The organism is Micromonospora taraxaci, assembly GCF_007830095.1.
Classification (GTDB): Bacteria; Actinomycetota; Actinomycetes; order Mycobacteriales; family Micromonosporaceae; genus Micromonospora; species Micromonospora taraxaci.
Genome location: NZ_VIWZ01000001.1, coordinates 3,898,532 through 3,923,887 on the forward strand (window position 1 = coordinate 3,898,532; position 25,356 = coordinate 3,923,887).

Genomic DNA, 25,356 nt, shown 5'->3' on the forward strand with positions numbered 1-25,356 from the left:
GTGATGATCAGTTGGAGGTGTGGTACGCCAGGACGCCCCTGTTGATGGCCGCGATCGCCTGCCGCGCGGTGGACCGCAACTCCGGCGACGCGCCGCCGGAGTCGGCAAGTTGACCAAGGAGGTCGACCACCTGTCGCGCCCACCTGACGAAGTCACCGGCGGGCATCTCACCGTCGATCTCGTGGCCGCTGCCGAGCACCTTGGCCAGCACCTCACCACGGGCCCACCGGTAGACGGGCCAGGCGAAACCGAGATCCGGCTCCCGGGTCGCGGCCAACCCCCGCGCCGCCTCGTCGGCCTCGATCTCCCCCCACAGCTTCAGCGTCTCGTCCACCGCGTCGGCCACCGGCCCACGTGGCAGCGACGCCCGCTCGTCGACGTCGCGGCGTGCCTCGAAGACCACCACGGACACCGCAGCGGCCAACTCGGCCGGCGACAGACCGTTCCACACACCCCGGCGCAGACATTCGGCGACCAGCAGGTCGGCCTCGGTCCAGATCCGGCCGAGCATCCGCCCGGCATCGGTGACCGCACCGTCGCGGGCCAGGTAGCCACGGTCGGTCAACAGCGCCACGATCCGGTCGAAGGTCCGGGCGAGCGATCCCGTCCGCCCGGACACCCGCTCGCGCAGCTCCTCCGTGTCGCGCTCCAGCCGGCGACGCCGCTCCGCCCAGCGGGCGTGCTCCTCCCGTTCCGGGCAGGCGTGGCAGGGGTGGTGCCGCAACTCGGTGCGGAGCTGGGTCAGCCGGTGGTCCTCGCCGGTCACCTGGCGGGAACGGCCACCCCGTCGGCCGCTGTGCCGGTCCAGGCCGGTGCCGCTCACCTCAGCGGCGAGATCCCGTCGGGCAGCCGGTGAACGGTGGTTGAAGTGCTTGGGCACCCGGATTCGCGCCAGGACCTCCGCGGGGGTGGTGAAGTCGCCGGGGCTGACCCGCCCGGCCCAGCGGTCCTGGGTGAGCACCAGCGGCCGGGGCTCACCGAACCCGCCGGTCGCCGGGTCCAGCACGACGGCCAACCCGGCCCGACGGCCCGATGGCACCCGGATCACGTCGCCGACGCGCAGCCGCTCCAAGGACGCCACCGCGGCGGCCTTGCGCTGGGTCTGCCCCTGCCGGGCGATGGCCTTCTCCCGGTCGGCGATCGCCACCCGCAACGCGAAGTACTCGTCGAAGTCGCCGTGGTGGCAGGCGGCCTCCGCGCCGTATGCCTCGATCGTCTCGGTGTTGCGTTGCACCTGCCGCGCCAGGCCGACCACCGACCGGTCCGCCTGGAACTGGGCGAACGAGGACTCCAGCAGGGCCCGGGCCGGCTCCGCGCCGACCGTGCCGACCAGGTTCACCGCCATGTTGTACGAGGGTCGGAAGCTGGAACGCAGCGGGTAGGTGCGGGTGGACGCGAGCCCCGCCACGTGCCGGGGGTCGGTCTCCGGGGACCACACCACGACGGCGTGCCCCTCCACGTCGATGCCGCGGCGGCCGGCGCGGCCGGTGAGCTGGGTGTACTCCCCCGGCGTCAGGTCGACGTGTGCCTCGCCGTTGTACTTGACGAGGCGTTCCAGCACCACGCAGCGGGCCGGCATGTTGATGCCCAGCGCCAGGGTCTCGGTGGCGAAGACCGCCTTGACCAGGCCTCGGACGAACAACTCCTCGACGATCTCCTTGAACACCGGCAGCATGCCGGCGTGGTGGGCGGCCAGCCCACGCTCCAGGCCGTCGAGCCACTCCCAGTACCCGAGCACTGTCAGGTCCTCGCCGGGGATGGCGGTGACCCGGGCCTCGACGACCCGGCGGATCTCGGCCCGCTCCTCCGGCGACGTCAACCGCAGCCCGGCGGCGAGGCACTGCTGCACAGCGGCGGCGCAACCGGCCCGGCTGAAGATGAACAGGATCGCCGGCAGCAGACCCTCCCGGTCCAGCCGGTCGACGATGTCCGGGCGCAGCGGACCCCGCCAGCGCGGGCCACGACGGCCGGCGCCCGGCCCCGCGCTGCGGCCCTCGCCCAGCTCCAGCCGACGCGCGGTCTCCCGGGTGTAGCGCAGCAACTCCGGGTGCACGTCGTGCTTGCGGGCGGCGTCGGCGTCGTGGAACAGGTCGAACATCCGCTTGCCGACCAGCATGTGCTGCCACAGCGGCACCGGCCGGTGTTCGCTGACCACCACCGCCGTCTCGCCGCGTACGGTGACCAGCCAGTCGGCGAACTCCTCGGCGTTGGAGACGGTCGCCGACAGCGAGACCAGGGTGACCGAGGCGGGCAGGTGGATGATCACCTCTTCCCACACCCCACCACGGAACCGGTCGGCCAGGTAGTGCACCTCGTCCATCACCACGTACGCCAGGCCCTGCAGGGTGCTGGAGCCCGCGTAGAGCATGTTGCGCAGCACCTCGGTGGTCATCACCACCACCGGCGCGTCACCGTTGATCGCGTTGTCGCCGGTGAGCAGCCCGACCTGCTCGGCGCCGTACCGGGCGACCAGGTCGTGGTACTTCTGGTTGGACAACGCCTTGATCGGCGTGGTGTAGAAGCACTTGCGCCGGGTCGCCGGGGTCGCCGCGTCCTCACCCGCCGGATCGTCGGGCCGACCGCGCAACGCCAGGTGGACGGCGAACTCACCGACGACGGTCTTCCCGGCGCCGGTCGGGGCGCAGACCAGCACCCCACTGCCCCGCTCCAGCGACTGGCACGCCTCCCGCTGAAAGTCGTCGAGGTCGAACCCCAGGTCGAGGGCGAACTCGTCCAGCGCTGGAAACTGTGAGGCCTGCGCGGCCCGGCGACGGGCCTCCGCGTACCGCTCGGCGGGACTCGACATGCGACCAAGATTAGTGCGTGCCGGGACACGACACCCCACAAGGCCGTCCCGAGGTGCCGTCCGGGGCGGTCGGTAGGGTGCACGGCGTGCCGGACCATGCCGAACCGCCCCAGACTCGTCCGCCGGGCAACGCCGAGGCCGCCGCCCCCCGGGCGTCCCGACGGCCCGTGAAGGCGGTGCTCTTCGACTTCCACGGCACCCTGGCCCAGGTGGAGGAGCCCCGGCGGTGGGTGCTGGAGGCCGCCACCGCGTGCGGGGTCACCCTGGACCAGGTCCGCGCCACCTCGCTGGCCGACCGGCTGCTGACGGCCGGGCGGGCCGGCGGGCCACTGCCGGCGCGGGTGCCACCCCGACTGGCCGAGTTGTGGGCCGACCGGGACCTCTACCAACACGCCCACCGGGGCGCGTACACCGGGCTGGCCGAGACCGTCGACGCCGGCATCGAGGGCTTCGCCGACGCGCTCTACGAGCGGCTGCTGACCGCCGATGGCTGGCTGCCGTACGCGGACACCGCGCCCACGCTGACCGCGTTGCGCGACGCCGGGGTGCCGGTCGCCGTGGTCAGCAACATCGGCTTCGACCTGCGGCCGCACTTCGACGCGTGGGGGTTGACCGGCCTGGTGGACGCCTTCGTGCTCTCCTACGAGGTGGGGCGCTGCAAGCCCGACCCGGCGATCTTCTGGCGTGCCTGCGGAATGCTCGGCGTCGACCCGGAGCAGACCCTGATGGTCGGCGACACGCCCGCGGACGCGGGAGCGGTGGCCGCCGGCTGTTCGGTGCTGGTGCTCCCGGCCGCCGAGCCGGGCCGCGAGAACGGGCTGGGCGCGGTGCTCGACCTCGCCCTGCCCGCCTGAACCACGGTTTCCGTGCCGTCAGCCGGGAATGTGAATCACCGGTAGCTCGCCGTCGCCGTACCGGTCTTCCCCGGTGAGGATCGAAGCGTCGTGTTCGAGGACGGCCAGCGCCGTGGTGGCCAGATCGGCACGGCCCGTCACCGTGCGCCAGAAGCTGAGTTCGTGCCAGGAGTGCCCCTCGGTCGAGAGCACCTCACAGGCGTCCAGGTCCAGCAGCCGGTGCAGGGTCGCTCGTTCCTTCGGGTCGCTGACGATCGCCAAGGCTTCCGCAGCGGTCACGGCGGTGACGCCGAACTTGTTGCGGTCCTGAATGACCTCGTGCAGCGGCTCCCCGACATGCACCGACCCCGCCAGGTACGCCAGCAGCGCCGACCGGTCCAGCACGAGCCGCACCGGGCGGTCGTCCTCGGGGCTCACGCGGCCGGTTGTTCGAGCGTCCCGGCGGCGGCGTCCAACGCGTGCTGGCGGACCCGCTCGCGAAGGGCACTGCGGCGCTCCGGCGACCAGTCGGCCTCCACGGCGGCCCGGCGGGCGCGCGCCTCGGCCACGCCCTGCTCGGTGATCGGAATGCCCTGGTGGGCCAGCTCCGCGTCCAGGGCATCCAGCCGCATCCGGTCACGGACGGCCTGGGTGATGTAGGCGCTCGCGTTGGACTCCCGCTCCAGGCGCTCGGCCACGTCAGGTGGCACGGAGATCGACAACTTCCGCATCGCGCTAGTCATACCAGGGACCGTACGCCGGTAGCACCACGTTGGCGAACATGTGCGCCGTGTCGGCGACGAACGTCCCTTTCCACGAGCCGAACGACAAAGGTCGCGTTCGCGCAGGTGGACACCGCCGCGAGGTAGGCGGAGCTGAACGCCTACCGTCGTGCCCGTGACCGAGATCCTGCTGCCCACGCCACCGCCGACCGACACGCCACCAGCCCGACACGGTGGCGTCGTCGCCGTGGGGCTGGTGCTCGGCGGGGCGCTGTCGGTGCAGTTCGGCGCCGCCGTGGCCGCGTTGCTCTTCCCGCGTACCGGGGTGGCCGGCGCGGTCACCCTGCGCCTGACGATCTCGGCGGTGCTGCTGCTCGCGGTGTGCCGACCCCGACTGCGCGGACACGACCGGTCGGCCTGGCTCGCGGTGGGCGCGTTCGGGCTCGCGCTGGCCGGCATGAACTCGCTCTTCTACCAGGCCATCGAACGCATCCCGCTGGGCCCGGCGGTGACGCTGGAGGTCCTCGGCCCTCTCGCACTGTCGGTGTTCAGCGCCCGACGTCTGGCCAGCTGGGCCTGGGCGGGCCTGGCCCTGGCCGGGGTGGCGCTGCTCGGACAGGGTGGCTTCGACCGACTCAACCCGGTCGGGGTGGCCTTCGCGTTCGGCGCCGGCGCCATGTGGGCCGCGTACATCGTGCTCAGCGCCCGGGTCGGCGGCCGCTTCCCGGGCGCGGACGGGCTGGCCCTGTCGCTGACCCTCGCCGCGCTGGTCACGCTGCCACTGGGCATCGTCGACGGCGGCGCGGTGCTGCTCGACCCGCCGGTGCTGGCGCTCGGTGCCGCCCTCGCGGTGCTCGCCTCCGGGCTGCCCTACACCCTGGAACTGCTGGCGCTACGGCGGATGCCCACCGCCACCTTCGCGGTGCTCATGAGCCTCGGCCCGGCCGTCGCCACCCTCGCCGGCTGGCTGGTGCTGCGGCAGGAGCTGACAGTGCTGGAGTGCGTCGCCATCGCGCTGGTCATCGCTGCCAGCATCGGAGCGGTACGGGTCAACGCAGCAGCCGCACGGCCCCCGGGACGGCGCTGATCGTCACCGGCAGACCCAGGGAACGTTCCCCGTCGGCGTACGTGGTGATGCCCTCGGCGGCCAACTCCACGGTACGGGCGCGGTAGCTGCGCACGAGCGGGTGGCTGACGTGGGTGCCCTGGTAGATGCGCGGCTTGACCCGGATCAGGGTCCGTCGGTCGACCCGACCCGCCACCACCACGTCGAGCAACCCGTCGGTCGGGTCCGCGTCGGGGCAGATCCGCATCCCGCCGCCGTACGTGGGGCAGTTCCCCACCGCCACCAGCACCGCGTCCACCTCGTGCGGCACCCCGTCCAGGCGCATCGTGTAGCGACGCGGGCGCAGCCGGGCCAGCTCGACGACGATCGCCAGGTCGTACCGGCGTGGGCCGCGTGGCCAGCGCATCCGGTTGGCCCGCTCGTTGACGATCGCGTCGAACCCGGCGGCGAGAACCGCCCCGTACCAGCGCTCGGTGCCGTCCACACCGCTCATCCGGGCCAGGTCGACGGTGTGGCGGCGGCCGTCGCGCAGCGCTGACGCGATCACGTCCGCCGCCGCGAGCGGATCGGCCGGGAACCCGGTGTCCAGTGCGAAGTCGTTGCCGGTGCCGGCGGGGATCGGCCCGAAGGGCACGTCGGTGCCGGCGACCGCCTGCAAGGCCTGGTGCACGGTGCCGTCCCCACCGATCGCCACCAGCGCTCCCGCGCCGTCCGCGACCGCCGCACGGCACGCCGCCTCCGCCTCGCCCGGCCCGGACGCCGGCAACAACCGGACCGGCCGGCCCGCGGCGGCCAGCCCGTCCAGCAGCCGGGGCAGCAGGGCCCGGTAGCGGCCCCGGCCGGCGGTCGGGTTCGTGAGTACGGCCACCGGGCCACCGGGGAGCGGGGCGCGGTCGACCGGGCCGGGCAGGTGATCGTCTGCGGTCACGGGCAGCACCGTACCGGTCGGACACCCGCCGTTCACCAGGGGCGGGCGCCGTCACCATCAGTCCTCCCGCCGACGCTCGGGGTGACGCGGCGACGCCGCCCCCGAAAGACGGGGACGGCGTCGGCTGACCGGTCGGCGCGGGGCCGTCAGGTCATGTCGTCGTAGCGACGTTCGATCGGCGCCGGTTTGGCGACCGGCTCGGGTACGCCGATCGGCTCCGCCGCGTCGACCCGTTGCCCGGCCACGACCGGGTCCGCGTCGAACTCCAACGGCGACACCTCGTCGTCGTCGATGCCGGCGTAGACCTCCTTGCCGCGCCCACGCCGCTTGTCGTTGATGAAGGCGATGCCCACCGCACCGAAGTAGAGCGCGGAGAGGCAGAGCGCCAGGGCGGTCATCCCGAACGGGTCCGGGGTGGGAGTGACCACGGCGGAGAAGGCGAAGAACACGAAGATCGCCACCCGCCACCAGCTGAGCAGCCGCTTCGCACTGGCGATGCCCACGAAGTTGAGCATCAGCACGACGAGCGGGAACTCGAAGGCCACTCCGAACAACAGGATCAGGTTGGTGACGAAGGAGATGTACTTAGTGATCTCCAGGGTCGTGCTGATCTCGTTGGCCGAGATGCTGAGCAGGAACTCCAGGCCCTTGGCCGTGACGAAGTACGCCAGCACCGCACCGGCTGCGAACAGCGGCGCGGCCAGGGCGGTGAAGAAGTACGCGTAGCGCCGCTCGTGCCGGTGCAGGCCGGGCGCGATGAACGCCCAGAGCTGGTAGAGCCACACCGGGGCGGCCACGATCAACCCGACCCAGAGCGCGACCTTCAGGTTGAGCAGGAACAGGTCGGCCGGGCCGAGCTGCACGAACTCGCACTTGCCGTCGACATATCTGGCCTGCGGCAGATCGCAGTAGGGCTGCTGGAGCAGGTGCAGCACCGGCTCGGCCAACCAGAACCCGAAGCCGAAGCCGACCAGGATCGCCAGCGACGCGCGGAACAGACGGTTACGCAGCTCGCGGACGTGCTCGATGAGCGTCATCGAGCCGTCGGCGGCCCGCTCGAACGTGCTCGGGCCGCGCTTGCGCAGGGCGAAGGCCACGACAGTGGTGCCCTTCGGTCAGTTGTCGCGGACGCGGTGCACCGGGTCGGCGACCGGCTGCTGCGGCGGCGCCTGCTGGTACGGCGGCTGCTGCGGCTGCCCGGCGTACGGCGCCTGCTGCCCGGCGTGCGGCGGCAGCGGCTGGTAGCCGGCCTGCGCGTCGGCCTTCTCGGCGAGGTCGCGGTCGTCGTCCTGCAGGCTCTTGGTCTCGGCCTTGATGATCCGCAGCGACCGACCCAGCGAACGGGCCGCGTCGGGGAGCCGCTTCGCACCGAAGAGCAGGATCAGCACAACCACGAGAACAGCGATGTGCCACGGCTTGAGGGCACCCATGAGAAGCTCCAGTCGGTCTGTGTCCGAGGGGGTGGTACGCAGCCCATCGTACGTGCGGATCGGCTGCCTGCCACCCGCCGGGTGGTGGTGGTCTGGCCCGGAGGGTGAAGTCTTGACCAACCCGGGATGATCCGTCAACAGCCGCCGGACGAGGGGTCGGTCAGCCGCGCTTCGCCTTGATCACCGCGAGCCGTCGGGACGCGGTATCGAGCTGACGCTGGACTCCCTCGGCCCGCTGCTGCAGCGTCTCGGCGGTGTCCTGCAGCGCCTCGGCCTCGGCGGCCCGCCGCTGCAACGCCACGGCTGCGCGGCGCAGCTGAGGCAACCGGGCCAGCACCGGGCGCACGGCCAGCGCGAGCGCCACGAGAGGGAGCAGCACCAGCGCGAGCACGATCCAGATCAGCACGGCGGTCAGCCTACTGGGTGTGGCCGGCCACCGCCCGGTCACCCGACGGCGCGTTGTCCTGGTCGACCTCGGGTCGCCGGGGCGCCGTGGTGGGCGCGGGCACGGCGTACGCGTCCAGGGCTGCGGCGGCCGTCGCCCGGACCTGCTCGGCCAGCTCGACCGGGGCGACCACTGTGACCTCCGGACCGAGACCCAGCACGAACCGGCGAGCCCACAGCAGGTCGGTGACCCGCAGGGAGACGAGCCACTGGTCGCCGTCGCCGGCCTCCACCCGCTCGCACGGATAATATTCGGTGATCCACCGCTCGCTGCGACCGATGCGCAGTGTGATCAGCGGCAGGTCGGGCGAGGGGCGGAACACCCCCTCGGTGAGGTCGTGCGGCACGGCCTGCGGCGGCACAGTGGCCGGCTCGTCCAGCTCGGTGATGGCGTCGATCCGGTCGGCGCGGAACAGCCGGACCGCCTCCGCGCGCCGACACCACGCCTCCACGTACGCCCGACCACCGACCATCAGCACCCGCAGCGGGTCGATGACGCGGTCGGTGGTCTCGTCCCGGGCAGCTGTGTAGTAGGTGATCCGGAGCGCCTTCCCGCCCTCCACGGCGGCACGGAGCGCCTCGACCCGCCGGGTGTCACCGGGCAGCCGGACCGCCACCGGCGCGCCCACCAGGTCCCCCGCGTCCTCGATCTTCGCCAGGGCCCGTTCGACGGCCTCGCGGTTGGCGACGCCGGGCGTCTCGGCCAGCATCCGCAACGCGACCACCAACGCGAGGGCCTCGTCCGGGGTGAGCCGCAGCGGCCGGTCGATGCCGGCGTCGTAGGTGATCGTCACCCGGTCACCGTCGAACGCCATGTCGATCAGGTCACCGGGACCGTAACCGGGCAACCCACACACCCAGAGAAGCTCCAGGTCCTCCCGGAGCTGCCGCTCGGTCACGCCGAGATCGCCCGCTGCCTCGGCGATCTCGATGCCGGGCCGGGCCAGCAGGTAGGGCACCAGGTTCAGCAGGCGGGCCAACCGGTCCGCCGAGGCGCGGGAGCCGGCCCGGGCGGTCGGGCGAGTCACCGGGCACCTCCGCTCACGGTCAGCTCGTCGTGTCGGACGGCGATCTCCTTGAGTCGTTGGATGACGGCCTCGCGGACCTCCGGCGGGTCGAGCACCCGCACGTCCGGGCCGTAGCCGACGAGGTGACCGGCCAGCCCGTCCGGGTCCGCGTATGGCAGGACCAGCCGGTCGCCGTCCGGCCCGGTGGTCACCTCCACCGCCCAGCGGCGCAACCCGGCGGCCCGGCCGGACGCGGCCAGGATGGTGGCCCGGCCGGTGCGCTCCACCGGACCCGACCAACGGGCCACGTGGCTGATCAGGTCGACGTTGGCGGGCGGCTCGTACGCGCCCGGCGCACCGGTCACCCGGACCGCGCCGACGACCCGGGACAGCCGGAAGCAGCGGGTCGCCTCTCGGTCCTGGTCGTGGCCGACCACGTACCACCGGCCGCGCCAGCAGACCACGCCCCACGGTTGCAGCCGCCGACGGCTCGGCGCGTCCCGGTCGGGCACCCGGTAGTCGAACCCGACCTCGCGGCGGTCCCGCGCAGCGGCGGTCAACGGCGCGAACGCCGGGTCGACAGTCACCATTGGCTCCAGGCCGAGGGTGGCCTGCGGGTCCACGTCCACCCCGGCGGCGCGCAGCTTGGCCAGCCCGGACGACGCCGCGGCGGCCAACCCGGCGTGCTGCCACAGCCGTGCGGCGATGCCCACGGCGGCGGCCTCGTCGGGCTCCAGGAGGATGTCGGGCAGCGCGTACTCGCGGTGGGCGATCCGGTAACCCGGCTCGGCGTCGAAGGCGCTCGCCGTGCCGGTCTCCAGCGGCACGCCCAGTTCGCGCAGCTCGGCCTTGTCCCGTTCGAACTTGCGTTGGAACGCTTCGTGGTCGCGCGCGTCGTCCGGATCATGCTCGTAACCGGGCACGGTCGCGGCGATCTGCGCGGCGGTCAGGAACCGTCGCGTGGACAGGAGGCAGATCACCAGGTTGACCAGGCGTTCGGTGCGGGTCCGCGACACGCGGTAGACGCTAGCAGCCGACGCGCCCACGACGTGCACCCGCGCGGGGCGTGCCGCACACTTGTTCGGATCGGTGCTCCCCCGGCGCGTCGTCGTATCCGGTCATAGGGTGAGCCTCATGTCGCAAGCGGAGGCCAGGCCCGAGAGCGAGAGCGTCGGCACGGTGATCGTCGCGGGCGCCGCCAACCTCGCCATCGCGATCGCCAAGCTGATCGCCGGGGTGATCTCCGGCTCGGCCGCGATGCTCTCCGAGGCCGCGCACTCGTTCGCCGACACCACCACCGAGGTGCTGCTCTACCAGGCGCTACGCCGCGGCTCCCGGCCGGCGGACCAGCGGCACCCCTTCGGGTACGGCAAGGAGAGCTACGTCTGGGCGTTCTTCGCGGCGATGTTCACCTTCGTCGCCGGCGCCGGTTTCGCCGTCACCCACGGCGTCACCACGATCCTGGTGCACGAGCACAGCGGCGACTACCTCATCTCGTACATCGTGCTCGGGGTGTCGTTCGTCATCGAGTCGGTCTCCCTGACCCGGGCCGTGCGTCAGGTTCGCCGTGAGTCCCGACGCTGGCAGACCACGCCCCGGCGGTTCCTGCGACTGACCGCCGACACCACCGTCAAGGCCGTTTTCCTGGAGGACAGCGCGGCCCTGATCGGTCTGCTGCTGGCCGGGCTCGGCGTCGGCCTGTCGCACGCCACCGGCGACGAGCTGTGGGACGGCATCGCGTCGATCCTGATCGGGCTGCTGCTTCTGGCGGTCGCCGGGATCCTCGCCGCCAACAACCTGTCGCTGCTGGTCGGCCGGGCGGTTCCGGAGCGACTGCGCCAGGAGATCGAGCAGGAACTGGCCGGGCTGCCCGAGGTGGAGCGCATCGACACCCTGCTGACCATGCAGCTCGGCCCGGACGACATCCTGGTCGCCGCGAAGGTCGACTTCCGCGACGAGGCGACCGGCGCGGAGATCGAGGCCACCGCCGACGAGGCCGAGCGGCGGCTCACCGGCCGGTACCGGGAGATCCGCTTCGTCTTCCTCGATCCCACCCGTTCGCTGCCGGGGGCCACCGGCACCGCCCGGCACACCCAGGCCAGGCCGAGCCCGGACGCCGGCGGTGACCCCGAGCCGACCTGATCCGCGCCACCGCCGCACCCGGGCGCGGGCCGTCAGGCCCGCGCGGCTAGCGTGCCCGTCATGGTGCGATGGCGTACGGGGACGGTGGCGACGCTGCGACGGCAGTGGACCGGGGCGGTGGAACTCGACGTCGACCTGCCCGACGGCACGCGCATGCGGGCACTGGCCTACCCCGAGCTGGTCGGTACGCCCGAGCCCGGCGACCGGGTGCTGCTCAACGCCGGCGCGCTGCTGATGGGGTTGGGCACCGGCGGGTACGCCCTGGTGGTGGCCCTGCCGGACCGGCTGCCGCCAGACCCTCCGTCGGTCGGCGACACCCGCGACGCCGGGCACCTGGTGAAGGCCCGCTACACGCCGCTGCAACCGATCCTGCTCGGCGTGGACGAGGAGGCGTCACCGCACCGCGACGTGCTGGCCAACGCGGACGACCTGGGCGGCCTGCCGGTGGTCACCGCCGACCTGCACTCGGCGCTACCGGCGATCCTGGCGGGCATCCGGGCCGACGCCCCACAGGCGCGGGTGGCGTACCTGCTCACCGACGGTGGGGCCCTGCCCGCCTGGTTCTCCCGCACCCTCGCCGGGCTGCGCGAGGAACTGGCCGGCACGATCACCGTCGGGCAGTCCTTCGGCGGCGACCTGGAAGCCACCACACTGCACGGCGGTCTGCTCGCCGCCCGGCACGTGCTGGGCGCCGACGTGGCCATCGTGGCCCAGGGGCCCGGCAACCTGGGCACCGGCACCCGGTGGGGCTTCTCCGGCGTCGCGGTCGGTGAGGCGGTCAACGCGATCGCCACACTGGGCGGCCGGGCGGTCGGCTCGTTGCGCATCTCCGACGCTGATCCCCGGCCTCGACACCGAGGTGTGTCGCACCACAGCCTGACCGCGTACGGCCGGGTGGCGCTCGCCCCGGCGGACCTGGTGGTGCCCGAGGACCTGGATCCGGCCCTCGCCGCCGAGGTGGACGCGTCGCTGGCGCCCCTGATGACCCGACACCGGATCGTCCGGGTGCCCACCACCGGTCTCGACGCCGCGTTGCGGTCCAGCGCCGTGCCGCTGTCCACGATGGGTCGGGGCCTCGACGCCGACCACGCGTACTTCCTGGCAGCGGCCGCCGCCGGCCGCCACGCCGTAACCCAGCTCCCTGGCTAGGCCAGGAAGATCAGGGCTAGCCAGCCGCCCACGATGAGGGCCAGCGCCAGGGCCAGCACCCACGTCGGCACGGTGTACTCACCGCGCCGGTTACGGTCGACCTCGGCGCGGATCTTCTCCCGCCGGCGTTCGACCCAGTTCTGCCGCTCGCCGCGTTCGGAGCGGTCGGAAGGTCCAGAAGTCGTCATGGCGCGCTCAGCTTAACCGCACGGTGCGCCGGGGCGACCGGCCCCGTCGGCTCACGCCGCCGCCGGGGCCGGCGCACCGGTCACATGCTGGCGATCAGCCGCTCCACCCGCTCGTCGTACGCCCGGAACGGGTCCTTGCAGAGCACTGTGCGTTGCGCCTGGTCGTTGAGCTTCAGGTGCACCCAGTCGACGGTGAAGTCGCGGCGCTTCTCCTGCGCGTGCCGGATGAACTCGCCGCGCAGCCGGGCCCGCGTGGTCTGCGGCGGGGTCTCCTTCGCCTCGAAGATCTCCGGGTCGGTGGCCACCCGGTCGACCTCACCGCGGCGCTCCAACAACCCGTAGAGGCCGCGTCCGCGACGCACGTCGTGGTAGGCGAGATCCATCTGCGCCACCCGGGGGTGCGACAACGGCAGGTCGTGCTTGCGCTGGTAGCGCTCGATCAGCCGCAGCTTGCTGACCCAGTCGATCTCCCGGGAGACCGGTTCCAGGTCACCGGTCTCCACCGCGTTGAGCACCCGACCCCACAGCTCGACGACCCGCTTGGCGGCCTGGTCGCCACCCCGGCGCTCGACGAACTCGGTGGCCTTGGCCAGGTATTCCTGCTGGATGTCCAGGGCACTGACCTCCTTGCCGTTGGCCAGCCGCACCTTGCGCCGGCCGGTGATGTCGTGCGACACCTCCCGGATCGCCCGGATCGGGTTCTCCAGGGACAGGTCGCGCATCACCACCCCGGCCTCGATCATCCGCAGCACGATGTCGGCGGTGCCGACCTTGAGCAGCGTGGTGACCTCGTTCATGTTGGAGTCACCGACGATCACGTGCAGCCGCCGGTAGCGCTCGGCGTCGGCATGCGGCTCGTCACGGGTGTTGATGATCGGGCGGCTGCGGGTGGTCGCCGAGGAGACGCCCTCCCAGATGTGCTCGGCCCGCTGCGACAGGCAGTAGACCGCGCCGCGCGGGGTCTGCAGGACCTTGCCGGCCCCGCAGATCAACTGCCTGGTGACCAGGAACGGGATGAGCACGTCGGCGAGCCGACCGAACTCGCCGTGTCGGGAGACCAGGTAGTTCTCATGGCAGCCGTACGAGTTGCCGGCCGAGTCGGTGTTGTTCTTGAACAGGTAGATCTCACCCGCGATGCCCTCGTCGTGCAGTCGCTTCTCCGCGTCGACGAGCAGGCCCTCCAGGATCCGCTCGCCAGCCCGGTCGTGGGCGACCAGGTCGGTCACCGAGTCGCACTCCGGTGTCGCGTACTCCGGATGCGACCCGACGTCCAGGTAGAGACGGGCCCCATTACGCAGGAAGACGTTGCTCGACCGACCCCAGGAAACCACGCGCCGGAACAGATAGCGCGCGACCTCGTCCGGGGACAGCCGCCGCTGCCCGCGATAGGTGCAGGTGACGCCGTACTCGGTCTCGAGGCCGAAGATTCGCCGCTCCATGGTGTGACATTAGCCGCCCGGAGGGCCCGTTCGTCACTGTCACACCACAGGTCGTGCTCCGGGCGCGGTCACATACCGGTTGAGTGCGACATTCCGTCCGGCCCAAGGCTCGACACGAACCGCTGGCAGTTGCCGTACTCCGGCAGCAGACCTTGCTCGCGGGCCTGGGCGAGGGTCGGCGCCGCGTCGTCGCGCGCGGACAGCAGCGGGACGTCGGCGGGCCACTCGATGCCCAGCTCCTCGTCCAGCGGGTGCACCGCGTGCTCACCGGTCGGGTTGTACGTGGCCGAGCAGAGGTAGCTCAGCGTCGCGTCGTCGGTCAGCGCGCAGAAGCCGTGGCCCAGCCCCTCGCTGAGGTAGACCGCCCGGCGGTCGGTGTCGTCCAGCCGGACGCCCTCCCAACGGCCGAAGGTCGGCGAACCGACCCGCAGGTCCACGATCACGTCGAGGACCGCTCCGCGCACACAGGTGACGTACTTGGCCTGCCCGGGCGGGACGTCGGCGAAGTGGATGCCGCGCACCACACCTCGCGCCGAGACCGACATGTTGGCCTGGGCCAACCGCAGGGGGTGCCCGACCGCGTCGGCGAGCTTGTCGAAGCGGTACCACTCCATGAACATGCCGCGCGGGTCGCCGTGCTGCTGGGGACTGATCTCCCAGGCGCCCTCGATGCTCAGCTCCCGGATCTTCACCACGCGCCCCCGTGCTGGCCGTTCGGCTCGGCCAGCAGACCGAGCAGGTAGTCGCCGTAACCACTCTTGGTCAACGGCGTGGCGAGCGCCCGCAGCTGGTCGTCGTCGATGAGGCCGGCCCGCCAGGCCACCTCCTCGACGCAGCCGATCTTCAGACCCTGCCGCTCCTCGACGACCCGGACGAACTCGGCCGCCTGCATCATCGAGGTGAACGTGCCGGTGTCCAGCCAGGCGGTCCCACGGTCCAGGACGGTCACCGACAGCTCGCCGGTCTCCCGATACACCTCGTTGACCGCCGTGATCTCCAGCTCGCCGCGAGCGCTCGGGGTGAGCTTGCGGGCGATGTCCACGACCCGGTTGTCGTAGAAGTACAGGCCGGGAACCGCGTAGCGGGACTTCGGCCGGGCCGGCTTCTCCTCAATCGAGAGCACCCGCCCGCTGTCGTCGAAGTCGACCACGCCGTACTCCTGCGGGTTGGCCACCTGGTAGGCGAAGACCCGCCCGCCGACCGGGTCGCCGTGCGCGGCGAGCTGCCGGCCCAGGCCGACACCGTGGAAGATGTTGTCGCCGAGGACCAGCGCCACCGACTCGGTGCCGATGAAGTCGGCACCGAGGATGAACGCCTGCGCGATGCCCTCCGGGCGCTCCTGCGCGGCGTACTCCAGGCGCAGCCCGAACTGGCTGCCGTCGCCGAGCAACCGGCGGAACTGGTCCTGGTCGTCCGGAGTCGTGATCACCAGGATCTCCCGGACCCCGGACATCACCAGGGTGGAGAGCGGGTAATAGACCATCGGCTTGTCGAAGACCGGCATCAGCTGCTTCGAGACCGCCCGGGTGATCGGCCAGAGCCGGGAGCCGGTGCCGCCAGCAAGTAGGATTCCACGCACCGGGAGAGCCTAGCGGCACAAACGCCGAACGCGCGGGGGGGTCACACCCCACCCGGAGCACCTGACTTCGCGTAGACTCCCCGACCCGTGAGGATCCTCGTCACCGGCGGAGCCGGATTCATCGGGTCGGAGTACGTTCGCCTGTTGCTGGGCAAGCCCCTCGGCAGTGCCGACGGCGTGCCGCCACTGGAGCCGACGGTCGTGACCGTGCTCGACAAACTGACCTACTCGGGCAACCGGGCCAACCTCGACCCCGTCCGCGACGACCCGCGGCTGCGGTTCGTGCAGGGCGACATCTGCGACCCGGTCGTCGTCGACGAGGTCGTCGCCGACCACGACGTGATCGTGCACTTCGCCGCCGAATCACACGTCGACCGCTCCATCGCCGGCGCCGCGCCGTTCGTCACCACCAACGTGCTGGGCACCCAGACCCTCCTCGACGCCGCGCTGCGCCACCACACCAGCCGCTTCGTGCACGTCTCCACCGACGAGGTCTACGGCTCCATCGACGAAGGCTCCTGGACCGAAACCTGGCCCCTCGCCCCGAACTCCCCCTACTCCGCGTCCAAGGCCGGCTCCGACCTGCTCGCCCTGGCCTACCACCGCACCCACGGCATGGACGTCGTCGTCACCCGCTGCTCCAACAACTACGGCCCCTACCAGTACCCCGAGAAGGTCATCCCGCTGTTCGTCAGCAACCTCCTCGACGGCGCCACCGTCCCCCTCTACGGCGACGGCGGCAACATCCGCGACTGGCTACACGTCCACGACCACTGCCGCGGCATCGCCCTGGTCCAACAGAAGGGCCGCGCCGGCGAGGTCTACAACATCGGCGGCGGCACCGAACTGACCAACAAAGAACTCACCGGCCTGCTCCTGGACGCCTGCGGCGCCGGCTGGGACCGCGTCGTCCCCGTCACCGACCGCAAGGGCCACGACCGCCGCTACTCCCTCGACATCAGCAAAATCCACCAGGAGCTCGGCTACAGCCCCAGCATCACCCTCGACCAGGGCCTCGCCGACACCGTCGCCTGGTACCGCGACAACCGCGCCTGGTGGGAACCGCTGAAGTCGGCACCGACCGCATGAGTCGCGTTCTCGTCACGGGCGCCGGCGGCATGCTCGGGCACGACCTGGTCGCCGTCCTGGCGGCCCGGCCCGACCTGAAAGTGACCGCCGCCACCCGCGCCGACCTGGACATCACCGACCCCGCCGCGGCCCGCAACGCGGTGACCGGCCACGACGTCGTGATCAACGCGGCGGCCTGGACCAACGTCGACGGTGCCGAGACCGACGAGGCCGCGGCGACCGCCGTCAACGGCGGGGGCGTGGCCAACCTGGCCGCGGCGTGCGCCGCCGACGGAATCCGGTTGATCCAGGTCTCCACCGACTACGTCCTCGCGGGCAACGCGCGCACCCCCTACCCGGAGGACACGCCCACCGCGCCGGTCAACGCCTACGGACGCGGCAAGCTGGTTGGCGAGGAGGCCGTCGCGCGGCTGCTCCCCGACACCGGGTACGTCGTCCGCACCGCCTGGCTCTACGGCGCGCACGGCCCGAACTTCGTGTCCACCATGCTCCGGCTCGCCACCCAGCACGAACACCTCGACGTGGTCGACGACCAACACGGCCAGCCCACCTGGTCGTACACGCTCGCCGAGCGGTTGGTCGCACTCGCCGACGCGGCACTGGCCGGGCACGCGACGCCGGGCGTCTACCACGGCACCTGCGCCGGGCAGACGACGTGGTACGGGCTGGCCCGCGCCGCGTTCGCGCTGGCCGGGCTGGATCCGGACCGGATCCGACCCACCACCAGCGACCGGTATCCGCGTCCCGCCACCCGGCCTGCGTACAGTGTGCTAGGGCACAGCCGCTGGGCGGCCGCGGGTCTGCCGCCGCTTCCCGACTGGCACAGCGCCCTGGTTGACGCGTTCCGCTCCCCCGCTCCACCCGCCCCGTGGAAGGTCGCATGAAGCTCACCCTCGTCACCGGCCTGACCGGCCTGCTGCTCCTCGGCACCATCGTCGAGCTGCTGCGCCGCCGTCAGCTACGCGAGAAGTACGGCATGCTCTGGCTCGCCGTTCTGGTCGTCGTGATCCCGCTGTCACTGTTCCCCCGGCTGCTCGACAACGTCGCTGAGCTCCTCGGCGTCGCCTCCGGTGTCAGCCTGGTGCTCTTCCTTGGCATCGTCTTCCTGCTGCTCGTGTGCGTGCACCTGAGCTGGGAGGTCAGCGCCCTCGAAGAAGAGACCCGCACCCTGGCCGAAGACTTCGCCCTGCTCCGCGCACAGATCGACGCGGACCGGGCAGCCCGAGACGAACTGGTGTCCACCGATGGTTAATGGCAAGCGCACCTTGATCATCATCCCGGCTCTCAACGAGTCGGGCTCCATCGCCGACGTCGTCGGCGAGGTCCGCGGCGAACTGCCCGGCGTCGACGTCCTCGTCGTCGACGACGGCTCCACCGACCGCACCGCGGCCGTCGCCGTGGCCGCTGGTGCCCGCGTCGCCAAACTGCCGTACAACCTCGGCGTCGGTGGTGCCATGCGCCTCGGCTACCGCTACGCCCGCGACAACGACTACGACGTCGCCATCCAGATCGACGCCGATGGTCAGCACGACCCGCGGTACGTCCCGAAGCTCGTCGACCTGCTCGACGACAACGATCTGGTCATCGGCGCCCGGTTCGCCGGCGAGGGCGACTACAACGTCCGCGGCCCCCGCCGCTGGGCAATGGTGATGCTCTCCGCCGTGCTGTCCAAGGTCGCCCGCACCAAACTCACCGACACCACCTCCGGCTTCCGGGCCGCCAACCGGCGGGTCATCGAGATGTTCGCCACCTGGTACCCGGCCGAGTACCTCGGTGACACGGTGGAGACCCTGGTGCACACCGCCCGACGCGGATACCGCATCAAGCAGGTGCCCGTCGCCATGCGCAAGCGGATGGCCGGCACGCCCAGCCACTCCCCCGCCCGGGCGATGATCTACCTCGGTCGCGCATTCGCCGTCCTCACGCTGGCGCTCATTCGCCGGTGATCAGTCGCCTGCTACGCCTGATCCCGCCCGGCACCATCGCTGTTGGTGCCGGGCTGGGTCTTCTTGGCATCGCCTCCTACGTCCACCTCGCTGTCGCCGGCCACAGCCTCAGCGGGACCGACTACAACAGCCTGTCGGTGCTCTGGTCGATCGTGTTCACCCTCGGCATCGGCGTCTTCATGCCGATCGAGCAGGAGGTCGCCCGGGTCGTCGCCGCCCGGCACAGCCAAGGGCTCCCCCCCGGGCCGGTGCTCGCCCGGGGCGTCACCGTCGCCGCCGCGATGCTCGCTGTGCTGGTGCTGGCCGTCACCGCCGGCCGCCAACTCCTCGCCGACCATCTCTTCCACGGCGACGGCACCATGGTCACCGTGCTCGTCGGCGCACTCGCCGCGATGGCCGTCGCCTACACCACCCGCGGCGTCCTTTCCGGCCTGCAGCTCTTCCCCTGGTACGGAACCCAACTCGGCATCGACGGCGGGCTGCGCATCGTCATGGTCGCCCTGCTCGGGTTGGCCGGCGTGACCTCCCCCATCTGGTACGGCGTCGTGCTCGTCGTCGCCCCGCTGGCCAGCGTGCTGCTCACCCTGCCGCCAGTACTGCGCGCCATCGGCGGCGGCGCACCGGTCGCCTGGGCCACCCTCCTGCGCGGCCTCGGGCTGCTCACCGCATCCAGCCTGCTCTCCCAGGTCGTGGTCAACGTCGGCGTGATCAACCTGCAGTTGCTCGCCCCCTCCGACACCGCGGCGGCAGGCGCGTTGCTCTCCGCCCTCGTGCTGGTCCGCATCCCGCTGTTCGTCTTCGGTTCGATGCAGGCCTCACTGCTGCCCGGCCTGGCCACCACCGCCACCACCGGCGACCAGGCCGGCTTCTACGGCCTGCTGCGCCGGGCGGTGGGCATCGTCACCGCGCTCGGCCTCACCGGGGCCGTCGGCGCCGTGCTGCTCGGCCCGTGGCTGGTCGGCGTGCTCTTCGACGCCCCCGGCGTCCTCGGCCACGGCGACTTCGCCTGGCTGGCCGCCGCCACACTCGCCTACCTCTGGGCGATGGTGCTCGGCCAGGCCCTACTCGCCCTCGACCGGCACCGCGCCCAGGCTCTCGCCTGGACCGTCGGCGTCGCCGCCCTGATCATCGTGACACTGCTCCCGGCCCCGGTGATCCTCCGGGTCGAGCTGGCCTACACCATCGGCTCCGTCATCGTGGCCGCCACCATGGCAGTGCTGCTGCGCGGCGGCATCCGCCGACCCCCCACCCCGCCCCTCACTGACGCCGTCACCCCCGCCGTATCCGGAGGCATCCGATGACCCGCCCACAGGTGACTGCGGTAATGCTCGCCTACGGCGCCGAGCCGTACCTGGTCGACGCCGCCCAAGCCATCCTGGCCAGCACCGACATCGACATCGACCTGGTCGTCGTCGACAACGGCTGCACCGGCGACGGCATCGACATCGTCAAGGGCTTCCCGCAGGTGCGGGTCGTCCGCCCCGAACAGAACACCGGCTACTCCGGCGGCTGCCGGGTCGGCGCCGCCGAGGCCACCGGTGACTGGCTCGCCTTCGTCAACTCCGATGCCATCGTCGCCCCGGACGCCCTCGCCAAGACCGTAGCCGTCGCCGCCGAACCGGGCGTCGGCGCCGCGATGGCCTCCATCCGGCTCGCCGACACTCCCGAGTTGATCAACACCTCCGGCAACCCGCTGCACTTCACCGGGCTGTCCTGGGCGGGCGGCAACGGCGAACCCGCCACCGCCCACGCCCTACGCACCAGCGTGCCCTCGCTCAGCGGCTGCTGCTTTGTGATCAGCCGCCAGCGGTGGCAGGAGCTCGACGGCTTCGCGGCCGAATACTTCGCCTACCACGAAGACACCGAACTCAGCCTGCGGCTCTGGCAACGCGGCCTGCGGCTGGAGTACGTCCCCGACGCCGTCGTGCGCCACCACTACGAGTTCTCCCGCAACGACCTGAAGCTCTACCTGGTGGAACGCAACCGGCTGGTCACCCTGCTCACCGCGTACCAGACTCGGACGCTGGTGGTGCTCGCACCGATGCTGCTGCTCACCGAGGCCGCCATGCTCGCCGCCGCGCTGGCCGGCGGCTGGACCAAGCAGAAGACCCGCGGCTGGGGTTGGCTGTGGCGCAACCGATCCTGGGTCGGTGCCCGCCGCCGTCAACTCCAGACCGAACGCACCGTGCCCGACGGAGTGATCGCCGAGCTGATGACCGCCCGGGTCGCCCCCTCTAACGTCGACTCGCCCCCCGGCATGGGCGTCTTCAACGCGGTCGCTGCCGGCTACTGGGCCCTCGCCCGGCCGCTGCTGCAGCGCCGCTGACCCGACCGGCATCGAAAAGCGTCGGGGACCGCACCGCGGTCCCCGACGCTCTGGGTTATCTGATCAGCTTTGCGTTACCCGATCACTTGTCGGCCTGCCCCGGCCGATCCTCCAGATCCGCGGAGCCCGCCGAACTGGTCGGCTTACCGGCCTCGGCGGTCGGCACAGTCGGCGTGTCCCGTTCGTCGATCGCCGCCGGCGCAGCCTTCCCGTCCAGCAGCGCCGTCAGCGCGGCCCCGGTGATCCGCCGGAACGTCCGACCGATCCGCTGACGGTCCAGCACGGCCACCTCAAGCTGGTTCGCGGCGATCGTCCGAGCCGCCCCGCCCTCCCCACCGACGCTGCTCAGCGCCTGCACGGCGACCTGGACCGCCTCACCGAGCGACATGTCCGCCCGGTGGTTCGCCTTCAGCACACCGGTGATGGCCTCGGCCTGGCCACCCATCGCCATCCGCCCCGGCTCGTCGTTGACGGAGCCGTCGTACGTGAGCCGGTACAGCTCGTCGTCGTCGGCCGTGGCCCCGACCTCCGCCACGCAGATCTCCACCTCGAACGGCTTCGACTGCTCGGTGAAGATCGCGCCCAGGGTCTGCGCGAACGCGTTGGCCAGGGCCCGGCCGGTGACGTCGCGGCGGTCGTAGCTCAACCCGTTCAGGTCAGCCATCCGCACACCGGCCCGACGGAGGTTCTCGAACTCGTTGTAACGGCCGACAGCGGCGAAGCCGATCCGGTCGTAGATCTCACTGACCTTGTGCAGGGCGCTGGAGAGGTTCTCCGCGACGAAGAGCACCCCGCCGGAGTAGCTCAGGACCACCGCGCTGCGCCCCCGGGCGATGCCCTTTCGGGCCAGCTCGGAACGGTCACGCATGATCTGTTCGGGCGAGGCGTAGAACTGCATTGCCACGGCGGCGGTTCTCCTTACGGCGCTGTGCTGACGACTGCTGGCTGGTGGGGGTGGACGGGGCTCAACCGCCCGGGTTCTCCATCCGACCGGAGACCACGCTCTCGGCGATCGCCGCCGTCTCGGCGTCGGTGAGCCGGTGGGTGCCCTCGGCGGTCGCGGTCATCACCACCGGGTAGATCCGCCGGGTCAGGTCCGGACCGCCCGTCGCGGTGTCGTCGTCGGCCGCGTCGTAGAGCGCCTCGACGGCGAGCCGGGTCGCGTCGGCCACCGAGAGGCCGGCCCGGAACCGCTTCTTCAGGGCGGACTTGGCGAACAGCGACCCAGACCCGATCGCGTCGTACCCGGTCTCCTCGTACGGGCCACCGGTCACGTCGAAGCTGAAGATCCGACCGGCCCGCGCCGGGTCGGCGGCGGCCAGGTCGAAGCCGGCGAAGAGCGGCACCACGGCGAGCCCCTGCATGGCCGCCCCCAGGTTGCCCCGGATCATCGAGGCCAACCGATTGGCCTTACCGTCCAGTGAGAGCATCGCGCCCTCGATCTTCTCGTAGTGCTCCAGCTCGACCTGGAACAGCCGCATCAGCTCGATGCCGATGCCCGCGGTGCCCGCGATGCCGACCAGCGAGTACGCGTCGGCCGGGTGCACCTTCTCGATGTCGCGCTGGGCGATCAGGTTGCCCATGGTGGCCCGTCGGTCGCCCGCCATCACCACACCCTCGGCGGCCGCGATGGCCACGATGGTGGTCGCGTGTGGCGCCAGGTCGGCTGCCATGCCCGGCGGCAACGGCCGCCGACCGGGCAGCATCTCAGGGGCCACCCTACTCAGGAACGTCGTGAAGGAGGACGTCCCCGCGTTGGTGAACACATCTGGTAGACGCCCGGATGGATCAAAGCCCGCTGCCACGTGGTTCCTCTCAGGTACGTGATCGCCCTGGCCAGCCTCATGGGACTGTCACGGAACTGGCCAAGACCACCGTTGCAGTTGAAGCAGAGTATCCCGCGCACCCATCCGGTGCGATGATCGTGGTCCAGATGTTGCGGGTCCGCGCCCCGACAGATCGCGCAGACCCCGCCCCGCTCGGCCAGGAGTTCCTGAAACTCCTTCTCCCCCACGCCGTACCGCCGTTGTAGGTGGTATTCGCGTGTCCCGCCGTAGAGCCGCTGCGCCGTCTCCTTGCCGCGGGCATTGTGGCAGGCTTGCAGTAGCTGTGCCGACCACTGGCCTTGGTCGTTGTGGTGGGGAAATCGTCGCGCGGCTTGATCTGCTCGCAGTCCGGACACCACTTGAGACCCTCACCTACCGGCGTGGGTGACTTCTTCTGCGGAGCGATGCCCCGCTTCCGTCGACTCGCCGCCGAACGCTCGTTGGCGCACGTTTTGCAGTAGAAGGCAAGCCCATCCACCCGTCGCCGATCACGGTGAAGCTCCGTGTGGAACAGCATCCTCTTGCACTGTGGGCATGCCTTGCCCGACGGGTCAGTCAAATCGGCCATTTACTCCTATTGACCCCCTTTCTGGACGTAACCCCTCACGAATTCCTCTGCGTTCTCTTCGAGGACGGAGTCGATCTCGTCGAGGAGGTCGTCGACGTCCTCGGTGATCTCGGCGTGCCGCTCGGCCACCTCGGGGTTGGCCTCGGTGGTGACGTCCTCGATTTCCTCGCCCTGACGGGACTTGCCGGACTGCGACTGCCCGCCGCTGTCATGAGTGGCCACAGCTGCCTCCTCCACGATCGTCTGCGATGAACTTACCTCGCGCGGGCGACGAAAAGCCCGCCGCGCGCCGGCTTACGGCACACGGCGGGCTGCAAATCTCGAATCAGCCCCCGGTCAACGTCTCCAGCAGGTCCTTGGCGCTGGCGCAGCGGTCGAACAGCGCGCCCACGTGCGCCCGCGTGCCCCGCTCCGGCTCCATCATCGGCACCCGGACCAACGACTCCCGGCCCACGTCGAAGATCACCGAGTCCCAGCTCGCGGCGACCACCTCCGAGGCGTACTGGGCCAGGCAACGGCCACGGAAGTACGCCCGGGTGTCCTCCGGGGGCTCGGTCATCGCGGTACGGGTCTCGTCGTCGGTGAGTAGCGTCTTCATCGCCCCCCGGCTGACCAGGCGGTGATAGAGCCCCTTCTCCGGCCGGACGTCGGAGTATTGAAGGTCGACCAGCTGGAGCTTGTGCGAGCCCCAACCGAGCTTCTCCCGCTCCCGGTAGCCCTCCAGCAGCCGCAGCTTGGCCACCCAGTCCAGTTCGTCGACGCAAAGCATCGGATCCCGACCCAGCCGGTCCAGGACGCTCTCCCAACGGTCGAGCACGTCGACGGTCTGCTCGTCGGCATCGGTGCCGTACCGGTCGTCGACAAAGGACCGGACCCGCTCCAGGTAGGCCCACTGCAGGTCCAGTGCGGTGAGCCGACGTCCGTCGCGCAGCCGCATCCGATGCGTCAGGGTGGGGTCGTGGCTGACCGCGCGTAGCTCGCTGACCGGGTCGGCGATGCCGAGGTCAGCCCCGAGCGCCTTCTCCTCGATCATGGTGAGGATCAGCGCGGTGGTGCCGACCTTGAGGTAGGTGGAGATCTCGGAGAGGTTGGCGTCACCGATGATGACGTGCAGCCGACGGTATTTGTCGGCGTCGGCGTGCGGCTCGTCGCGGGTGTTGATGATCGGACGCTTGAGGGTGGTCTCCAGGCCGACCTCGACCTCGAAGAAGTCGGCGCGCTGGGAGATCTGGAACCCGCTCTGGCCGCCGTCCTGACCGATGCCGACGCGCCCGGCGCCGCAGACGATCTGCCGGGTGACGAAGAAGGGCGTCAGGTACGCCACGATGTCGGCGAACGGAGTCTGCCGGCGCATCAGGTAGTTTTCGTGGGCACCGTAGCTGGCGCCCTTGTTGTCGGTGTTGTTCTTGTAGAGGTGGATCGGCTGGCTGCCCGGGATGGTGGCGGCGCGGCGGGACGCCTCGGCCATCACCCGCTCCCCGGCCTTGTCCCAGCGCACAATGTCGCGGGGGGTGGTGACCTCGGGAGTGGAGTATTCGGGGTGGGCGTGGTCGACGTAGAGCCGTGCGCCGTTGGTGAGTATCACGTTGGCGAGGCCGAGGTCTTCGTCTGCGAGGGCCTCGGCCGGGTCGTAGGCCGCCCCGGAGTAGGTGAAGCCGCGGGCGTCGCGCAGCGGCGACTCTTCCTCGTAGTCCCACCGGGCCCGCCCGCCCCGGTTGAGTTCGGGGCGGGCCCCATAGGCGTTGACCACCTGCGATGAGGTGACCATCGGGTTGGCTCCGGCCTGGCCGGGAACGGAGATGCCGTACTCGACCTCGGTGCCCATGATCCGACGTACCGTCATGCGACCACTCGCTTCGCTCGCCCAC

At 71.3% G+C, this 25,356-nt stretch carries 28 protein-coding genes; 10 read left to right on the forward strand and 18 right to left on the reverse strand.

Going from position 1 to position 25,356, the window contains the following annotated elements:
* Window positions 1-7 precede the first annotated feature (7 nt).
* The gene (locus FHU34_RS17930) at window positions 8-2,806 is read right to left on the reverse strand and encodes a DEAD/DEAH box helicase (RefSeq protein ID WP_145781977.1); all 2,799 of its coding nucleotides are present in this window, start codon (window positions 2,804-2,806) and stop codon (window positions 8-10) included.
* An 86-nt stretch (window positions 2,807-2,892) separates the two neighbouring features.
* Between FHU34_RS17930 and FHU34_RS17935 the strand changes: the two genes are divergently transcribed.
* Complete coding sequence (locus tag FHU34_RS17935) at window positions 2,893-3,660, forward strand: HAD family hydrolase (RefSeq protein ID WP_145781979.1); 768 nt, start codon at window positions 2,893-2,895, stop codon at window positions 3,658-3,660.
* Between the two features lie 18 nt (window positions 3,661-3,678).
* Here the strand turns inward: FHU34_RS17935 and FHU34_RS17940 are convergent, their stop codons facing one another.
* The gene (locus tag FHU34_RS17940; protein ID WP_145781981.1) at window positions 3,679-4,077 is read right to left on the reverse strand and encodes a PIN domain-containing protein; all 399 of its coding nucleotides are present in this window, start codon (window positions 4,075-4,077) and stop codon (window positions 3,679-3,681) included.
* The gene (locus FHU34_RS17945; RefSeq protein ID WP_145781983.1) at window positions 4,074-4,382 is read right to left on the reverse strand and encodes a hypothetical protein; all 309 of its coding nucleotides are present in this window, start codon (window positions 4,380-4,382) and stop codon (window positions 4,074-4,076) included. The genes FHU34_RS17940 and FHU34_RS17945 overlap by 4 nt, the downstream gene beginning before the upstream one ends.
* Window positions 4,383-4,536: 154 nt before the next feature.
* Here FHU34_RS17945 and FHU34_RS17950 point away from each other — a divergent pair, with 154 nt between their 5' ends.
* Window positions 4,537-5,448, forward strand: a complete 912-nt coding sequence (locus FHU34_RS17950; protein WP_425280535.1) for an EamA family transporter — start codon at window positions 4,537-4,539, stop codon at window positions 5,446-5,448.
* Here the strand turns inward: FHU34_RS17950 and FHU34_RS17955 are convergent.
* From FHU34_RS17955 to FHU34_RS17980, 6 genes are all read right to left on the reverse strand, one after another.
* A complete protein-coding gene (locus FHU34_RS17955) occupies window positions 5,411-6,355 on the reverse strand; it encodes a diacylglycerol kinase (protein ID WP_208745029.1) in 945 nt (314 codons plus the stop codon). The genes FHU34_RS17950 and FHU34_RS17955 overlap by 38 nt on opposite strands.
* Before the next feature lie 146 nt (window positions 6,356-6,501).
* Window positions 6,502-7,452 carry a twin-arginine translocase subunit TatC gene (tatC, locus tag FHU34_RS17960; protein WP_145781986.1) on the reverse strand — a complete coding sequence of 317 codons (951 nt, stop codon included), beginning with the start codon at window positions 7,450-7,452 and terminating at the stop codon, window positions 6,502-6,504.
* An 18-nt stretch (window positions 7,453-7,470) separates the two neighbouring features.
* Window positions 7,471-7,785 carry a Sec-independent protein translocase subunit TatA gene (tatA, locus tag FHU34_RS17965; RefSeq protein ID WP_145781988.1) on the reverse strand — a complete coding sequence of 105 codons (315 nt, stop codon included), beginning with the start codon at window positions 7,783-7,785 and terminating at the stop codon, window positions 7,471-7,473.
* Between the two features lie 160 nt (window positions 7,786-7,945).
* Window positions 7,946-8,191 (reverse strand): hypothetical protein, encoded by a 246-nt coding sequence (locus FHU34_RS17970; RefSeq protein ID WP_145781990.1) that lies wholly within the window; start codon window positions 8,189-8,191, stop codon window positions 7,946-7,948.
* A gap of 10 nt (window positions 8,192-8,201) precedes the next feature.
* Complete coding sequence (locus FHU34_RS17975; protein WP_145781992.1) at window positions 8,202-9,257, reverse strand: helix-turn-helix transcriptional regulator; 1,056 nt, start codon at window positions 9,255-9,257, stop codon at window positions 8,202-8,204.
* Window positions 9,254-10,252 carry a helix-turn-helix transcriptional regulator gene (locus FHU34_RS17980; protein WP_145781993.1) on the reverse strand — a complete coding sequence of 333 codons (999 nt, stop codon included), beginning with the start codon at window positions 10,250-10,252 and terminating at the stop codon, window positions 9,254-9,256. The genes FHU34_RS17975 and FHU34_RS17980 overlap by 4 nt, the downstream gene beginning before the upstream one ends.
* Before the next feature lie 118 nt (window positions 10,253-10,370).
* Between FHU34_RS17980 and FHU34_RS17985 the strand changes: the two genes are divergently transcribed.
* Window positions 10,371-11,378, forward strand: a complete 1,008-nt coding sequence (locus FHU34_RS17985; RefSeq protein ID WP_145781995.1) for a cation diffusion facilitator family transporter — start codon at window positions 10,371-10,373, stop codon at window positions 11,376-11,378.
* A gap of 60 nt (window positions 11,379-11,438) precedes the next feature.
* Window positions 11,439-12,527, forward strand: a complete 1,089-nt coding sequence (locus FHU34_RS17990; RefSeq protein WP_145781997.1) for a DUF3866 family protein — start codon at window positions 11,439-11,441, stop codon at window positions 12,525-12,527.
* On the opposite strand, the gene FHU34_RS17995 is transcribed toward FHU34_RS17990, so the two are convergent.
* From FHU34_RS17995 to rfbA, 4 genes are all read right to left on the reverse strand, one after another.
* Window positions 12,524-12,715, reverse strand: a complete 192-nt coding sequence (locus FHU34_RS17995; protein WP_145781999.1) for a hypothetical protein — start codon at window positions 12,713-12,715, stop codon at window positions 12,524-12,526. The two genes, FHU34_RS17990 and FHU34_RS17995, sit on opposite strands and share 4 nt — an antisense overlap.
* Window positions 12,716-12,795: 80 nt before the next feature.
* Window positions 12,796-14,154: a Pup--protein ligase gene (pafA, locus tag FHU34_RS18000; protein WP_088989658.1), complete on the reverse strand. Its 1,359-nt coding sequence runs from the start codon at window positions 14,152-14,154 to the stop codon at window positions 12,796-12,798.
* Between the two features lie 68 nt (window positions 14,155-14,222).
* The gene (gene rfbC, locus FHU34_RS18005; protein ID WP_145782000.1) at window positions 14,223-14,846 is read right to left on the reverse strand and encodes a dTDP-4-dehydrorhamnose 3,5-epimerase; all 624 of its coding nucleotides are present in this window, start codon (window positions 14,844-14,846) and stop codon (window positions 14,223-14,225) included.
* Complete coding sequence (gene rfbA, locus FHU34_RS18010) at window positions 14,843-15,733, reverse strand: glucose-1-phosphate thymidylyltransferase RfbA (RefSeq protein WP_145782002.1); 891 nt, start codon at window positions 15,731-15,733, stop codon at window positions 14,843-14,845. The genes rfbC and rfbA overlap by 4 nt, the downstream gene beginning before the upstream one ends.
* Window positions 15,734-15,820: 87 nt before the next feature.
* Between rfbA and rfbB the strand changes: the two genes are divergently transcribed.
* From rfbB to FHU34_RS18040, 6 genes are read left to right on the forward strand one after another with little or no spacing between them, the layout of a single operon-like run.
* Window positions 15,821-16,822, forward strand: coding sequence for a dTDP-glucose 4,6-dehydratase (rfbB, locus tag FHU34_RS18015; protein WP_145782004.1), 1,002 nt, complete (start codon window positions 15,821-15,823; stop codon window positions 16,820-16,822).
* Complete coding sequence (gene rfbD, locus FHU34_RS18020) at window positions 16,819-17,706, forward strand: dTDP-4-dehydrorhamnose reductase (protein WP_145782005.1); 888 nt, start codon at window positions 16,819-16,821, stop codon at window positions 17,704-17,706. The genes rfbB and rfbD overlap by 4 nt, the downstream gene beginning before the upstream one ends.
* Complete coding sequence (locus FHU34_RS18025) at window positions 17,703-18,074, forward strand: DUF2304 domain-containing protein (RefSeq protein ID WP_112673548.1); 372 nt, start codon at window positions 17,703-17,705, stop codon at window positions 18,072-18,074. Before rfbD ends, FHU34_RS18025 begins: the two co-directional genes overlap by 4 nt.
* Complete coding sequence (locus FHU34_RS18030) at window positions 18,067-18,768, forward strand: glycosyltransferase family 2 protein (protein WP_145782007.1); 702 nt, start codon at window positions 18,067-18,069, stop codon at window positions 18,766-18,768. The genes FHU34_RS18025 and FHU34_RS18030 overlap by 8 nt, the downstream gene beginning before the upstream one ends.
* On the forward strand, window positions 18,765-20,069 hold the full coding sequence (locus FHU34_RS18035; protein ID WP_244311719.1) for a lipopolysaccharide biosynthesis protein: 1,305 nt from the start codon (window positions 18,765-18,767) through the stop codon (window positions 20,067-20,069). The genes FHU34_RS18030 and FHU34_RS18035 overlap by 4 nt, the downstream gene beginning before the upstream one ends.
* Window positions 20,066-21,094, forward strand: a complete 1,029-nt coding sequence (locus tag FHU34_RS18040) for a glycosyltransferase family 2 protein (protein ID WP_145782009.1) — start codon at window positions 20,066-20,068, stop codon at window positions 21,092-21,094. The genes FHU34_RS18035 and FHU34_RS18040 overlap by 4 nt, the downstream gene beginning before the upstream one ends.
* Window positions 21,095-21,176: 82 nt before the next feature.
* Here FHU34_RS18040 and prcA read toward each other — a convergent pair whose 3' ends face one another.
* From prcA to dop, 5 genes are all read right to left on the reverse strand, one after another.
* A complete protein-coding gene (gene prcA, locus FHU34_RS18045) occupies window positions 21,177-21,998 on the reverse strand; it encodes a proteasome subunit alpha (RefSeq protein ID WP_145782011.1) in 822 nt (273 codons plus the stop codon).
* Window positions 21,999-22,059: 61 nt separating this feature from the next.
* Window positions 22,060-22,899 (reverse strand): proteasome subunit beta, encoded by an 840-nt coding sequence (prcB, locus tag FHU34_RS18050; protein ID WP_208745030.1) that lies wholly within the window; start codon window positions 22,897-22,899, stop codon window positions 22,060-22,062.
* On the reverse strand, window positions 22,818-23,279 hold the full coding sequence (locus FHU34_RS34175; protein WP_341874442.1) for an endonuclease VII domain-containing protein: 462 nt from the start codon (window positions 23,277-23,279) through the stop codon (window positions 22,818-22,820). Before FHU34_RS34175 ends, prcB begins: the two co-directional genes overlap by 82 nt.
* A 215-nt stretch (window positions 23,280-23,494) precedes the next feature.
* Window positions 23,495-23,710 carry a ubiquitin-like protein Pup gene (locus FHU34_RS18060; RefSeq protein ID WP_030332902.1) on the reverse strand — a complete coding sequence of 72 codons (216 nt, stop codon included), beginning with the start codon at window positions 23,708-23,710 and terminating at the stop codon, window positions 23,495-23,497.
* Between the two features lie 103 nt (window positions 23,711-23,813).
* Window positions 23,814-25,331, reverse strand: coding sequence for a depupylase/deamidase Dop (gene dop / locus FHU34_RS18065; protein ID WP_145782015.1), 1,518 nt, complete (start codon window positions 25,329-25,331; stop codon window positions 23,814-23,816).
* Between the last annotated feature and the right edge of the window lie 25 nt (window positions 25,332-25,356).

Coding starts and splice junctions, on each gene's coding strand:
- FHU34_RS17995 (WP_145781999.1), bottom strand. CDS start 12,715: ATGACGACTTCTGGACCTTCCGACCGCTCCGAACGCGGCGAGCGGCAG.
- FHU34_RS17930 (WP_145781977.1), bottom strand. CDS start 2,806: ATGTCGAGTCCCGCCGAGCGGTACGCGGAGGCCCGTCGCCGGGCCGCG.
- FHU34_RS18040 (WP_145782009.1), top strand. CDS start 20,066: ATGACCCGCCCACAGGTGACTGCGGTAATGCTCGCCTACGGCGCCGAG.
- rfbD (WP_145782005.1), top strand. CDS start 16,819: ATGAGTCGCGTTCTCGTCACGGGCGCCGGCGGCATGCTCGGGCACGAC.
- FHU34_RS18030 (WP_145782007.1), top strand. CDS start 18,067: ATGGTTAATGGCAAGCGCACCTTGATCATCATCCCGGCTCTCAACGAG.
- tatA (WP_145781988.1), bottom strand. CDS start 7,785: ATGGGTGCCCTCAAGCCGTGGCACATCGCTGTTCTCGTGGTTGTGCTG.
- FHU34_RS17945 (WP_145781983.1), bottom strand. CDS start 4,382: ATGACTAGCGCGATGCGGAAGTTGTCGATCTCCGTGCCACCTGACGTG.
- FHU34_RS17990 (WP_145781997.1), top strand. CDS start 11,439: ATGGTGCGATGGCGTACGGGGACGGTGGCGACGCTGCGACGGCAGTGG.
- dop (WP_145782015.1), bottom strand. CDS start 25,331: ATGACGGTACGTCGGATCATGGGCACCGAGGTCGAGTACGGCATCTCC.
- pafA (WP_088989658.1), bottom strand. CDS start 14,154: ATGGAGCGGCGAATCTTCGGCCTCGAGACCGAGTACGGCGTCACCTGC.
- FHU34_RS18025 (WP_112673548.1), top strand. CDS start 17,703: ATGAAGCTCACCCTCGTCACCGGCCTGACCGGCCTGCTGCTCCTCGGC.
- FHU34_RS17985 (WP_145781995.1), top strand. CDS start 10,371: ATGTCGCAAGCGGAGGCCAGGCCCGAGAGCGAGAGCGTCGGCACGGTG.